Annotated in this window: 8 protein-coding genes and 2 pseudogenes; 7 read left to right on the forward strand and 3 right to left on the reverse strand. The window is 45.5% G+C overall.

The annotated features are described in order from the left end of the window. Positions 1-68 (reverse strand): IS1 family transposase (locus tag ACHHZ7_RS23375; protein ID WP_096257578.1); only part of this gene is annotated, 68 nt, incomplete at its 3' end. 241 nt (positions 69-309) lie between these two features. Beyond that, positions 310-3852, reverse strand: a complete 3543-nt coding sequence (locus tag ACHHZ7_RS23380; protein WP_192464083.1) for an inverse autotransporter beta domain-containing protein — start codon at positions 3850-3852, stop codon at positions 310-312. Between the two features lie 676 nt (positions 3853-4528). Here ACHHZ7_RS23380 and ACHHZ7_RS23385 point away from each other — a divergent pair. Further along, positions 4529-4754: pseudogene (locus ACHHZ7_RS23385) on the forward strand (IS630 family transposase); the annotation flags it as partial. A 202-nt stretch (positions 4755-4956) separates the two neighbouring features. Here ACHHZ7_RS23385 and ACHHZ7_RS23390 read toward each other — a convergent pair. Next, positions 4957-5118, reverse strand: a complete 162-nt coding sequence (locus ACHHZ7_RS23390; protein ID WP_164091708.1) for a hypothetical protein — start codon at positions 5116-5118, stop codon at positions 4957-4959. Positions 5119-5253: 135 nt separating this feature from the next. On the opposite strand from ACHHZ7_RS23390, the gene ACHHZ7_RS23395 reads away from it, so the two are divergent. From ACHHZ7_RS23395 to ACHHZ7_RS23420, 6 genes and pseudogenes are all read left to right on the forward strand, one after another. Continuing rightward, positions 5254-7155: a DUF262 domain-containing protein gene (locus ACHHZ7_RS23395; RefSeq protein ID WP_060683365.1), complete on the forward strand. Its 1902-nt coding sequence runs from the start codon at positions 5254-5256 to the stop codon at positions 7153-7155. Positions 7156-7235: 80 nt separating this feature from the next. Then, positions 7236-7402, forward strand: a pseudogene (locus ACHHZ7_RS23400) (GNAT family N-acetyltransferase); the annotation flags it as partial. A gap of 167 nt (positions 7403-7569) precedes the next feature. Then, positions 7570-8655, forward strand: a complete 1086-nt coding sequence (locus tag ACHHZ7_RS23405) for a DNA cytosine methyltransferase (protein WP_060683366.1) — start codon at positions 7570-7572, stop codon at positions 8653-8655. A 9-nt stretch (positions 8656-8664) separates the two neighbouring features. Continuing rightward, entirely contained in the window at positions 8665-11430 is a 2766-nt protein-coding gene (locus tag ACHHZ7_RS23410; RefSeq protein ID WP_060683367.1) for a hypothetical protein, read from the forward strand. 35 nt (positions 11431-11465) lie between these two features. Further along, complete coding sequence (locus tag ACHHZ7_RS23415; RefSeq protein WP_395149214.1) at positions 11466-13928, forward strand: kinetochore protein; 2463 nt, start codon at positions 11466-11468, stop codon at positions 13926-13928. Continuing rightward, complete coding sequence (locus tag ACHHZ7_RS23420) at positions 13882-14244, forward strand: hypothetical protein (RefSeq protein ID WP_395149215.1); 363 nt, start codon at positions 13882-13884, stop codon at positions 14242-14244. The genes ACHHZ7_RS23415 and ACHHZ7_RS23420 overlap by 47 nt, the downstream gene beginning before the upstream one ends. Positions 14245-14256 lie beyond the last annotated feature (12 nt).

Raw genomic sequence — 14256 nt, forward strand, 5'->3', positions numbered from 1 at the left:
CTTTTGCCGTTACGCACCACCCCGTCAGTAGCTGAACAGGAGGGACAGCTGATAGAAACAGAAGCCACTGGAGCACCTCAAAAACACCATCATACACTAAATCAGTAAGTTGGCAGCATCACCTTTTTTTCCCTCCTTTTGATGAGTAAAAGGGGGAAGAATGGGATGACGGTTGGCGCTATTTAAGTGCTCATTATTCTCATAGATCGCCTGGCCATGAGAATAATGCAAGCGTCGATATATTTGGGGTTATGGCAGTAGCCGGGGTGATCTCGAGAACACCCCGGCTATCTTTTGTTTATATCCCGATCAGGAATTTGGTTGATGGTTCTCAACTACCCAGACGGTGAGTACTTTTTCCAATGTTTTATCTCCCGTCGTCGCCTTCGCTCTCACCCAACTTACACCGGCCGTATCCGTTCTCAGTTCAGAGTAAGCATTCCCTAACTTAAAGTTGGTTTTATCCGGCGTCATCGTAAAGGTTCCGCTGCCGGGTTTGGCTTTGCTGCCTGCGCTAAATTCGACACTGCCGTTTAACGGGTTACCGAATTTATCCTGCAACCGGGCCATAAAGCCTACCGGCTCAAGGTTGGCAACGGCATAGCCAGGATCCTGCTCCAGAGTGAGTACTGGATTCTGGGCATCGGCATTCAGCGTTAGCGAAGCATTTGCCGAGACATTGCTACCGTGTTCAGCCAATGTGGCGGTCAGCGTGTAACGACCCGCCTTATTACCGTGGACATTTACAGTCGCAGTACCGGAACCATTGGTGGTGACAAGCGTATTGTCAATCACCAGAGGATCGCGTGGCGATGGGCCTGTAGCCGTAATTTTCAGCTTACGGTTGCTGACGCTGTTCCCTGATGTATCGGTCAGATGCAGGGTAAACGCCACGTTATCCACATCACTGACTACGGCGGATGTCGTTGACGGTTCGATCGTCAACGCGGCATTTTGCAGATCCGATACCACCTCAATCGCCTTACTCGCCGTAACGCGTTTACCCTCTTTGATGAAGGTTGCCTGCAATTGATAGTGCCCGGCTTCTGCGGCAATAAAGGTTGTTGATGCCATTCCTTTCTCATCCAATGTCAGTTCGGACTGGCCCAGTTTTAATCCACTGGTAGGGGAACTGGTCAGGTGCACGTCACCACTAAATGGGTTGTTTTCACCGTCGACAACCTGTACCTGAATTTCATGTGCCGCTGATGCGTTTGCCACAATGCTCTCAGACGGTGCGGTCAAATTCAGCACTGCGCTGTTAATATCAGGTACGAATTCCAGGTCAACGCTTGAGGACTCAACGCTGTGCTGCCCATCTGTAACCCTGGCATTAACGGTGTAATGACCTGCCTTAACCGTAGTTAACGTTACCGTCGCGTAACCGTCTTTATTGGTGGTGATTTTCTCCGGGTACACGAGCCCTTGTGGCGTTACGATAAGCTCCACTTTCTGTCCTTCAACCGACGCGGCGGTATTGTTGAGCATGATTTCAAGCGTGGCACCATCGCGACCGTTTGCTGCAATATTGGTGATTGCGCCATTGTCTTTGGCCGTCAGAGACAATGTTGCCCCCTCCATTGCAGAGGCAAATGTTACGCTTAGCGATGAGCTGATGTTCCCCGCGCTTAGTGTAATATCATAAGTTCCCGGAGTTGAACTGGTCAGTGAGAATCTTGCTTCACCTTTGGCATCGGTCTTCACAACGTTCTCCCCATTCGCGATCTTAACCTGTGGCGGTAACGCCAGGGTGACCGTGTATCCGGACAGCGGGTTCCCATAACGGTCGGTCAGGGTAACGACCGCGACATTACTCTGTTTGCCATCCGCCAGCGCATTGTCCCTGGTCAGGTTAAAAGCCTGCACCACCGGTTGCGTTTTGTCGGCAATCCAGTTGGCTTGTTTTTCCAGCCCAGAGAAATCATGTTTTTGTGACGTCACACCAATGCGTGTCGCCTGAGCCAGTTCAGACGTTGCCTTAGCGCTGTACACGCCGTCTTTCTCTTCTACGGCAGTAAAACGGACTTCGCCGCTGGCTGAAACTGCATAAAAACGTAAGCTGTCGTCGCCGGTGATGGCATTCCCGTCTTTATCTTTTGCTTCTAACGCCAGGCTAATCGGATGTCCAACGACCTGCTCCATGGGCATTACCGTGAATGTCGATTTTGCCGCCTCTGCGGAAACCGCTTTTAGTGTCACCGTCAGGGTTTCTGTTTTACCCAGGACTTTAGCGGTTATGCGTGCCGTCCCCGCCGTTAAACCCGGCGTCAGCGTGGCGGTATACACCCCGGAGCGGGTTTCCTGCACTTCACCAAGCTTTGGAGCCTGTGCCGAACGCTCACGATTTCTCTGTGCGTCAGGTGTAAACGCTAAAGACAACTCAATGTCATGTGCAAGTCCTGTTAACGGATTACCATTGGTATCTTTAAGCACCAGCGTAACCGGATGCTGTGACTTCCCGTCAGCAGCGATGATCGGTTGCTGCTCGCCGTTCAATGTAAAATCCATTGTGCCGACAGAGGCTGAACTCCCCGTCACCGTCACGTTCATCACCGCATAGTTAGAGACATTTCCTTTAACATCTCGCGCCGTTGCACCGATTTGCCAATGATTAGTGCCGCCTGGTGTATAAGCGGGTAACGTCAGTTGCCATGATGTGCCGCTACCGGAAATGCGTCCGCCAGCGGCGGTAAATGCGCTATCGTTCCACTCTACCGACTGAATGCCCCAGTGGGATTTATCCAGCGAAATAGTCACCGGAATAACGGCGCCACCTTCCCCCTGTACGCTTTCAGGCAGGCGGATTTTCAGAACCGATTTTTTGCGGTATTCCAGAACAATATTGTTATTTCGTTCGACAAAATCGTAGCGTCCGTGCTGAACTTCGCGCATTAACGCAACATTGTCGCTGTCCAACTGCTTCGCCAGCGGGATGCCGGGGCGATAGTTAATCTCTATGCCGAAGCGTGAATCATGAGTATTGCTCCGCCCCTGCTTGTGTTCAGCGGAAAGCGTAACTAGCGGAACCGGCGTATAGCTGATCCCGCCTGTAAAGGCGTACGGATTTTCCTGAAGTTGTTCGCTGCCGAAGAGGCCGACATTCTTACCGTAATACTTTTCATATTTAAGCGATGCGCCCAGTTGCGGATACGATGGCAACCAACCTTGGGTATAGATATCCCATCCATCCGCCGGACGTTCCTGATAATCATCCAGATCGTGGGAATCCTTCCATTTTGATAATCTTAAATAAGCATTTGCGCCTGCGCGTAAATAATCTTGCCAATACTCAACGCCTGCACCCATACGTGCGTGATGACGACTTAAATCGTAGTCATAAAATAAGTTTGCGCCCAGCATTGAATTATCCGCCGTGAAATAGCGATAACCCATACCGATATTAGTTTGGGTTCTGTCATCGGTACGGTGAAGCGATGTCTGGCTAAATAAAACATGCTGCTTTGTATCAATCCACGGATAAAGGAAATCGAACGCCGAATCTTTTAACGAGAAAGCGTCATCGACGTTGAGTTGAATACGCGCATTACCGTACTTCTGTAGCCACTCTACCACCTCCTTCGTTGCCTGTGCTGAGACGGTATTGGCAGCAAAACTGCCCGCATGGCCGTTTTCAATGCTTCTGCCAGCCTGCGCGGCGAGAGAAGACAGACCGCGCAGTTCTTGCTGTTCTGCGGTGGCCTGCGATGCCTTAACGGCTGACGCATGGCTGATGGTTGGCGTGAAGCTAAGAAGGGCAGGATACAGAGCCTGCAAAGCGATTGTTGACCATGCGACAACCTTATTAACGGGGCCTGTTGCCCCATTGCTCCGCGAAATTTTCTTATTTGACATTTGTAACTCCAATATCAATTAAAAAAATCAAAGGTTATTCCATGTACTGAACGGGATGCGTAATATATGTATTTAGTAGGAAAATTCAAGAGTTGTTCATGGAGAAGTTAACTGGATATTTTTACACTATGCGGCATTGTGGGCTGTTTAACGATGTCGAACGTTTAAATGACGAATGTATTTAAAAAATACGTTTATTTTTATCGTGACGATTTTAAGCTTGTAGGGATATTATTTAACCATGGTCGTTCACTGTTAAATAAAAAGAGTTATCAGGAAATTAATCTGCCTGTTCGTATTCAGCTATCATCACGTTCTCCGGATCTAAGTCTGGAACGTGTCAACACTTTCAGGACGGGGCAATAGACACAAAAAAGCCCTCAGCTTGCGCTGAGGGCTTTCACCGGTGTTTGGTGGGCTGGCGGAGTCTGAATTGGTGATGTAATGTATTGTTTTGAAATAAATAAACTATAATTCAACTTTTTGTTTGGGCCTATCGTTGGGCCTAAAACTAGTGGTGGCTAAATTTCAATCAATAATGATGAGCTAATTACTTTTCCAAGGTTAATATACCGAAATTGCTGCGTGGAATAGTTGATCACTTTGAGGGAAATCAGCCAAGATTGTGCGATCTGAGCAATCGCCAATTATCCCAAACCACCAACTGGACTGAGCAATGTCGATCATAGCACCTATTTCCCGCAACGAACGACACCTGATGCAGAAAACGATTCATAAAACCCGTGACAAAAACATACCCGCAGACTGACCGCCATATTGATGCTGCACCGGAGCGGGAATGTCTGCCATGTCGCCCGCTCTGCAGCACCCTTTCGTCAGTTGGTCGTTGGATTAACTGGTTTACCCTTTATGGCATTGACGGGCTGAAATCATTTTCTCCCTAACGCGGACCCAGCTGGCCTTTTGAGCATATCTGTACGCTGTTGTATGAACTAGTCTGGTATTTCGTTGAAGGGCTGAAAGCACCACGCTGGCTGGGAACGACTGACGGCGTGAGTTTTATCGATGATACAGCTATGTTTAACGCCTGATGGTGCTGCGCTTATCAGTCCTACAATACCGCCAGTAGGACTGATAAGGTGTTTACGCTGCCATCCGGCTAATTTCTGCAAAAACAAATACCCAACCAACGGCTGGGTTCATTAAAATGGTCACTGTTTTTGTATCCGTTTTAGCTTTCTGACTCTTATGCAAAGAAATGCATCCTGTTTTAACCGAATATACAGGATTGCGATGTTCTTTCATTTAATACCGCTCATAAAAACGTTAAATTCTAAGACAGGTGTGGAAAAGCGGATGAGATCATTGTTTCATAGTACCTGACTGGTGGATTTGGTATTTACCACATTATGGATTGAAACTAAGGGTTAGTGAGTCGTTATGGAAGCCAACACGCGTAAGCTAGAAAGAATTTTTGATCAAACCATCACCTATCAAGTGCCACTATTCCAGCGTCCTTATGTGTGGACGTGTGAGAAAAATTGGGAGCCTTTGTGGGAGGACATCCAGACACTTCTTGATAAGCAACTTAATGGTGGTAGAGCTCACCCCCATTTTTTAGGGGCTGTAGTATTGGAGCAGGTCGCGAACCCGACGGGATCCATCGAAAGTCGTCAGGTGATCGATGGTCAACAACGATTTACTACGCTCCAGTTGTTCCTGATGGCGGCGCGTGACCAGGCGGTAGCGCATGAACAGATTAAATATGTCGAACGCTTTTCAGATCTCGTGACCAACCGACGTAGCAAGATCGATCACGATGACGAAGTGTTCAAAGTATGGCCTACTAATAGCAATCGAGAAGCTTTCAAAGTAGTTCATGAGGCTGGGTCACCTGATGCTGTTGATAAGCAAATTACACTACGGCCAGCTCTACGTGATGGTGCTAATAATATTATTGACGGTTACAAATACTTTTATGCGCAGATAGGGCAGTGGTTAAACGGTTCGTTTGATGATAAGGAAGATATCCAGGCATTAAGTGAAAAGTCTCTCGATGAACGTTTTGATTCTCTCTGGCAGGTTGTTAAGGACTGTCTTCAGATTGTTGTGATCGATTTGGACCAGAATGATGAGACTCAAGTCATCTTTGAGACGCTGAATGCAAGAGGGGAGGACCTTCTTCCTGCAGACCTGATCAAGAATTACTTGTTCAGGCTCGCAGAAGCCAGGGGGGATAATGTTGAACAGCTTTATGCAAATAACTGGAAATCATTCGAGACTGACTGGTGGAGAGAGGAAGTCAGACAGGGACGAATCACCCGCCCCCGAGTGGATATTTTCATCAACCACTATTTAACGATGATGACGCGTGAAGAGGTCAGGTCTTCACATATTTTTAATGCATTCAAGGCATTTGTCAGGCAGTCTGAATCGAGTTCGGACCCGGTTTCTGGCCCTAAAACAGCGGTAGAGCACATTGCACAACTTTCGCGTTACGCTGATGTTTTCAAGAGATTTTATCAGTCTGATAGTCATCCCCGCTTAGCGACATTTATGCGCCGATTAGATGCTGTAGATACAACCACAGTTATTCCGTTTTTGTTGTATGCATACGCTGAATTAGTCCCCGCCAATGTTACGGAGTTTGATGCAATTCTTGAGTTGCTTGAAGCGTATTTAGTACGTCGCATGATCTGTGGAATGACAAGTAAAAACTACAATCGCTACTTTGTTGAGCTTATTAAAGCATTGGACAAGAAAGGGATCATAACGGCAGAAAATGTAGCTGGCCAGATGAATAAAAGTGCTGGAGATAGTACTCGATTCCCTGATGATAGTGTACTGGCTGCGGCCATTACAGATTTGCCCTTTTATGGCCGGCTGGCTCAATATAAAGTGCGAACCATACTTGAAGCACTTGACGCTTATGCGTTTAACAAAAAAAGTGAAGCAGAACCATTACCAGTTGGGTTAACGATTGAGCATGTAATGCCGCAAAAGTGGGCAGATAATTGGCCACTTTGCCCCGATGATAAAACTGACCCACTGATTGAGCAGAAGGCTATTCAAAGGAGAGATAAGCTAATAAATACTATAGGTAATTTAACGCTTATTACTCATAGTCTGAATCCCGCATTGTCGAATTCTGCGTGGACCTTGAAACGCCCAGAGCTGCTGAAGTTTAGCAAACTCAATTTGACGCAATACTTTCATGGCGATCATGCTGTGCAGTGGGGGGAGAAAGAAATTGAAACCCGTACATTTTATCTGACTGAGCAACTCAAAAAGATATGGCCAATGCCAACAGTTTCTGAAGATGAGAAAGCCACAATGGATTAATCCGTTATGCAACGATAGAAATCTACTGGAACCCAAGAAAGCAAGAGCTCAGCCATAGGCTAGGTTCTTTAAATAGTGGTGCCGGACTACGAGTGATTCAGGGGTTGACACTATCGGTATTCGTGAGATGCTGGTTCATGCTATGTCGGATGAAACGCGGGAATTTTACCTACGGGTGGGGTTTGAGCCATCGCCGATGGATCCGATCATGGTGATGCTGGGGGATTTGCTGGGGAGTGCTATCTGAAAAACGGTCGTTTGTAATACTATAACAACAAAAGCACTACTTAACCCTTAAAAGCTAAGCATGTTGATGTAAGATTCCTTACATAGGGGTATAATCTTTCTCTATGATTTTATGGAAAATTAACAACCAGGTGCGGTTTGTTATAAGAAGATACTTGGTATGGGCATATGAACAGTGTTTTCGAGAGAGAGAACGATAATATCCGGGTACTTTCACTATTCTCCGGTTGTGGTGGTATGGATTTTGGAATTACCTCAGCTGGTGGAGACATCGTCTTTGCCAACGATGTCATAGAGAATGCCTGCAAAACATTAGGGAACTATTTCCCAGATACTGATATCAGGCATAGCGATATCTCTCAAATTCAGTCTTTTCCAGATGTTGATATTGTTGTTGGTGGCTATCCCTGTCAGTCATTTTCAATGGCAGGTAACAGAAAACCAAACAATGACGACAGAACAAACCTTTATAAACACTTTCTACGGGTATTAGAGACCGTTCGGCCTAAGTATTTTGTTGCTGAGAATGTTTCTGGCTTGAAACATTTGGGAGCCGGTAGTTTTCTGGAACAACAGCTCACAGCATACAAAGCTGCCGGATACCAGGTCAGCTATCATATGGTAAACGCAAGGGCTTATGGCGTACCTCAGTCACGCAAGCGTTTGTTTATCATTGGTGTCAGAAACGATCTGGGGCAATACTTTGAATTTCCTGCTGAAACACATGGCAAAGCGACAAAAAAGAATCCTCATTTAAAACCCTATGTTTCACATGGTGAGGCTATTAGGGATTTACCACTATGGCCTGAAGGTGAGTTTTACGAACGACCACATGATCCTGAAGGGCATTTCTCATGGTATTTCATGTCCCGAAATCGTAAAGCTCTATGGGACAGCCCTGCTTACACCGTCGTAGCTAACTGGCGTCATGTGACATTACATCCTGCCAGCCCGGTGATGAAGTTAACATGGTCAAACCTGGAGGATGGCTGGAAGCAGCGCTGGGACTTTTCTGATGAATATGAGCATCTAATTGTTGATACTTCTCGTCCCAAACTGGAACAGGCAAGGCGGTTATCATGGCGGGAATGTGCACGAATACAAACTTTTCCACAGGGTTTTGAGCCTGTAGGAGACGTCGAGTCAAAATTTACCCAAATTGGTAATGCTGTTCCTCCACTGCTGGCTGAGGTACTTTTTCGGCATTTATTTTCTGGTACTGGTTTGAAAATGATGACAGCGAACGGTAATTAGGCGGTGAGTATGGATGATTCTTTCCCGGTTACTTTAGAAGAATGGAATGCTGAACTAGTAAAGATCGTCTTTCTTGAGTCTTCGCATACGGGCTCGACTTTAAGCCGAATTGATACTACGGGCCGCATTTTTGAGCAACTTGCAGGTCCACGTAGCAAAGAGGATGCTAAGCGAAGTTTCCTGATTTCGTTTGGAAAAAAAGCGTCTAAAATCCAGGATGCTCTCAGAGATGAGTCGCGATTAGACATTTTAGCGCAAATAAAAGGATACCCTACTTATTTTGCCGTTTTATATTTAACATTACTTGCTGCCAGTGCTGATGATGAAACACATGACGAAGGGGATTTTCGGGTTCGATTTTCTGTGCTGCTTGGCTTTGATAAAAATAAAAAATTTGTTTTTACTGAATTACCCAACTTATGGGAAAGGTTAGAAAGATGGAGTAGTAAAAGACAAAACTGTACCCGTTTAATCTTGCCAAGGCCATCAAAGCATGAAAGATTGATTGGGTATTCCAAGAGAATTGCTTTTCCCTGCTACAAAGATGAGGTCTTTTTACGGAATATTCTCATCGATAATAAACTAGATAACTATTCAACTTTTGAATCAGTTAATAAGGTAGTACATCAATATATATCTTATTTTAGCGAGTTTTTTAACCAAGAGTTTATTGAGTTCAGAACATTACTTTCAAAGGCTGCCATGCAGCAGGCTTATGACTCTCCTTTTTGGGGCGCTGTTCGTGATATCACTGTACATACGGAGAGAGAACAACTCAAAGAGAATGGTAAGTATTGTATTCACATGGAGTTTAATGATTCAGGTAATCCGGAGATTTATCTTCTTATGGATGACGCTGCTGCTACAGCCTCAGAAATCCAGCATTATGACTCCTTGCCTAATGAAATAGAGAACTATAATAATATATATTACGAACGAGACATAGGCACCACATTAAATTCCTTGGATTTATTATTAAAAAAACGGAAGGGTTATTTCTATAAATCACGAGTGGGAGTCGCACTACGGTCTGGGTGTTTACCGCTTTTTCGTGATGATTTTTGTCATATTAGTTCAGAAGGAGAATGTTATGAAGATTCTCCAACCTATTTAATACTTCATCATACATATGCAGACAGTGTTTTCACTGTCTTGAAGAAGGTTGGCGAAAGAGTACAACGTCGGGATATTAAATCTACCAAATGGTCGATAGTTTCTTCCGATAAAGTTGGCAGGCAAACGCTGGATAAGATTGCCCGTTTGTTACCAGAAGAAGCCCGTCGTTTTCTAATACAGGGATGGCAGCCGGCTCGACCTCGTATGTCAGGTGCAGCGCGATTTGGACAGGCTATACTGCTTAACCCTGCCAGTACACCGATAATTCATATGCCTGAAGTACTAAGAGGATGCTATGTCATCAGCAATAAAGACGGAGAAGAATTAACTCATGGTTCGCTATCTCAGGGAGCTGAAGGATTATTCATTCCACCAGAGGCGTTGATGGAAATATCTGGTCAGGCATTTTGTCGCTACGAACTTACGTTAGCGCATTCAGATATCCCAGTAAATTTTGATGTGCACGTGTTAGATCATGCGCCTTACGCCACTTATTGTAAAATTTCAGAGCCACATGATTGGCTGACTGATGGACCATCGGGAGTATTAATGGCGTTAGGGGATACGGCAGTGATCCCCCCACTGAAACGCGAAGAAATAACGCCATTGAGTGGTGCTCAGATGTTATGGCAGTATGAAAATGGCTTTCCTGTAACATGTCAATATACTGAATTACATAATATACCCGCAGCATTTGACTGGATCGCTGAAGCGCTGGCCTTGCGTTTTCAACGCCGTAGCACATTGCCTTTTGGTGAATTAAAAAAACATATTGAACCGGTATCACAGGTAACGAGGATACCCGAATGGCAATTGCGTCGCATGCTCTTTGCCGCTGGGTGGCTTTGTGTAGTACAACGACGTCATGCGCCATATTCGTTAGTCTCATTGGCTGAAAGAACCATTTCCGTTGATGTCACTGAGCAGGGAATTGTTGCCCGAATTCTGGGGATGTTTACAAGAAGTGAACGTAATCTTCTACAAGAAGCACTTAATAACGGTGAGCGAATAGGGCGTCGGTTAGTTGAGGATAACGGCTGTTCAATGGGTTGTATTGAATTGCATCTGTCAGCCAGAGAGCGTGTCCATGCTTTCATTGAACAGTTTGGGTTACGTTTGGTTAATCACGACGATTTCCCCGTAAATGCTTTGAGCGGAGTATTGCTACCGATGTCTCAAATGCAGTTTACCCCGGCTTTACCCCCGGATCTCCATGTGTCGCTATGGCAAGCTGAAAAATACCAATGGTCAGAAGAACAGCGGATTACTCAAACGGCAAATAATCTATTGATACGGTGTCAGGAAAAACAGCGTTATCGTTATTTTATTAGGCAGAATGCTGGATACTGGCAAACCGATAGCTTCTCCTGGGCCTTAATGGCTCAGATGATATGTTCAGGAGAAACGGTTGGTGTGCAAAAAGGCGATAGTGGCTGGTGCTGGTCAACGAAAATTATTGCGTTACCGCCCTCCGTTTTACAGTGGTGGATCCATGTTGCCCATGGATGCTTGTCGATAACAGATAACGGTGGTTACTTATTTGCAGGGGGGAAAGTTCCACTCTGGGACAATGTAATGACCTTCCCCTCCTGTCAACGAGCGTTGGCACGACGGAACAGAGCGCTGACAACACGCAAGTTGCGCAAAACCTTACAGTAATTTTACAGAATCAGGTGGTAAGGAGAACGTTTAAGATGGCTAAAAAGAAAAATATTATCAGCGACCGGCTGGGCCAAATGTACTACTTCGGTACAGAATCTCATGAATTGATCAGATGCTTGCAAGAGTGCAAGCAAAGACTCACCAGAAATGGCGCTAAAGCGGATAATTTACCGAAAGGACCGGAGAAAAGGTTACATTTTCTCCGTACGTTACCACCTAAGGCCAAACCTGTTGTGTCTGATTGGCTTCGTGAAAATTTAACGTTTTCTGAACAAAATGACCCACAAATTGTTCTTAGAGATCTGTTAGAAGCAGAAAGTAATGCAGAAGATATTGAACTCTGTAAACCGTTATGGCGCACCATTCTGGGATTCTATATTTCTTCTGACTGCCCTGAAATTATAACGAAATTCCTGAATGGTGAAGAAATTGATTTACCCCAACATGGTGTTTCTGACTCCTTGACAATTAATTTCACTGACGAAGACATTGAACAATGTGCCTTAATTAGTCAGGGTAAAGAAATTTCTATGCCAGAGCGCACTATTCCACTGTTTGTTGGGGGATTGGTTGACGCACTTAGGGGAACGCGTATAGCCGATAATCGATGGCGGACAAAGCTATCAGAACATTCTTTACCGCTGGCGCGAAAATTGGGTGAACTTATCGATCAGTTTGAAGCCAGTCACGACCTTAAAAAAATGGATGGTACCAGTGTAATACAGGCTCCTCCCGTTGTTTCCAAAGAAATCGACAGTTCGATGGACGAAGTTATGTTCATTGGAAAAGTGTTAGCGTTAACCGCGTCCGGCGCTTTTTTTGTAACGCCGATTAGTCTATTAATTAATGGCAACCTACGAGACCTCCCGGAGGAACTGGTAAAAGATCTTTTCCCTCATGGTGGTGAAGCCATTGGTTTTGAGAATCATTTCAGCAAAAAATTTACTCGGGGTGAAATTGCAATATGGAAAGCCCGATATCAGCCGTCTGATAAACCCGCGCAGTATGTCATTACTGACTACCTGTCGCGCGTTTATCCTGTCGTCGCGCTGCCTCATGCCTCTGATGAACCTGATACTGTTAGAGAGTGGTTACTCACCAGCTACCAACCGCAAAACGATACGTCGGTCATTTTTCAGCTAAGTGATGGAGTATCCCTGAGATTACCGGGTGACTTGTCTGATCCTAAAAAATATGACTTTGATATGCCGCTGGAGAGTTATCGTCAGGTTCCTCAGACATTACTTGGTTCTCATGCCCTCACGGTGATCACTGAACTCCCTCAGGTGAGTGAAAAGTATGATTGTGCTGAAGCTGCTACGTGGATCAAACGCCTGCTTAAACGAACTGATTCAGCAAAAGACTTCCCTCAATTCAGTAAAGGGCAGCTACAAAACTTAACCCATTTTATTGCTGAACATGAATCTGATAATGAGGCATCCTATCTTCGTGCAGTATCTCATCTGGAGCAGATAGCAGATACAAGATCCTTTCTTAATGATACGACTCAACAGTTACTGGCTTTACCTGAGGTTGAGGCGCAAATTAATATTGAGAAACAGGAAATACTGACTCGTTACGAAGACGAACAGTATCAGATTAAACAATCAATAATGGTATTATCTGAAAAGAAAATCCAGCTTGAAAATGAAATAGCCGATCAGAAGAAAAAACTGAAAAAAGAGACCGATCGAATTAATAAAGCACTACGTCAGCAAGAAAATGAGCTGGAACAACGGATTAAAAAGACCTTCGAAGCCGCATCTCAAGCGGGAGTGGAAACGCTAGCCCAGACAGCGCTACTGCGGGCGATTATCAAAAATGAAACAGCGCAGGAACAACCTGTCCAACAACGGATAACACCAGAACCTGTAGCCGAATCAGTAAATTCTAATTTCCCATTAGCAGAGGTGAGCATCCTGACTCGCAAGCATCAACTATCATTGGCTATCGAAAAACAGGCACAGGCAACGGGACTAAGTGAATCTTTATTATCCAGCCTGATTGCCACTGCGAGTATCACACCCGCGATCGGATTGATGGGAAAACAGACAAAACAGACTATCGCTTCATTAGCGAACCTTTTAGCCGGTAATGTTTGGGGGGAAGTATCGGTACATAGCGATCATTTTAGCTTCAGCGATTTAATGAACTCCCCCACGCTGATCCGCTTATCCGGCGATACTCATACCATGACACTGGGCGATTTTTTGACCCAACAACAAGAGGCAGGGCTGGCGAGCATTATTGAATTGCGTGGTTTTAACCGTACTCCGCCAGAAACGCTTCTCCCCGAACTCCACGAGTGTTTATTCAGAACTCCCCATCCTGCCGCATGCAGTTGGACGGATCGGCGACAGGCTTTGCGACATTTGCCCATCCGGCACCCAATACTTTTTTTACTCACATTCACCACCGGGAAAAGCACGTTTCCATTACAGGCTCCTCTTGCACCAGTTACCTCTGTTTCTGGCAGAGAATATATGGTCGGATGAACGGCCATTTGAGCAAAATACTGACATCACGCCTTCTCGTATTGCCCCAGAACTATGGCAGACAATCTATGTGGACAACCACCAGCCAGAGCACCCGGCTTGTGCGCCATGGGAAGCACTAAAAGCAGCGCTACTCTCTTTACTTCCTGATGAACAAGCGCAAGCCGTTGCCCGTCTGGCTTACGGTCTCGGTCGTAGTACAACACAAGATATTGCGACCACGATTGACATTCTTGCACCGGAATTAGGGCCATATGTTCAGGAAATGACTAGCGGTGAATCGGCAAGCGTACTTGAGCACCTTTTCCAGTTATAAGTAAAGGAATAA

This window comes from Citrobacter freundii complex sp. 2024EL-00216 (assembly GCF_043945515.1).
Classification (GTDB): Bacteria; Pseudomonadota; Gammaproteobacteria; order Enterobacterales; family Enterobacteriaceae; genus Citrobacter; species Citrobacter portucalensis.

Excerpts from the sequence above, each read along its gene's own strand:
- ACHHZ7_RS23380 (WP_192464083.1), bottom strand. The coding sequence starts at position 3,852 with ATGTCAAATAAGAAAATTTCGCGGAGCAATGGGGCAACAGGCCCCGTT.
- ACHHZ7_RS23390 (WP_164091708.1), bottom strand. The coding sequence starts at position 5,118 with ATGAAAGAACATCGCAATCCTGTATATTCGGTTAAAACAGGATGCATT.
- ACHHZ7_RS23395 (WP_060683365.1), top strand. The coding sequence starts at position 5,254 with ATGGAAGCCAACACGCGTAAGCTAGAAAGAATTTTTGATCAAACCATC.
- ACHHZ7_RS23405 (WP_060683366.1), top strand. The coding sequence starts at position 7,570 with ATGAACAGTGTTTTCGAGAGAGAGAACGATAATATCCGGGTACTTTCA.
- ACHHZ7_RS23410 (WP_060683367.1), top strand. The coding sequence starts at position 8,665 with ATGGATGATTCTTTCCCGGTTACTTTAGAAGAATGGAATGCTGAACTA.
- ACHHZ7_RS23415 (WP_395149214.1), top strand. The coding sequence starts at position 11,466 with ATGGCTAAAAAGAAAAATATTATCAGCGACCGGCTGGGCCAAATGTAC.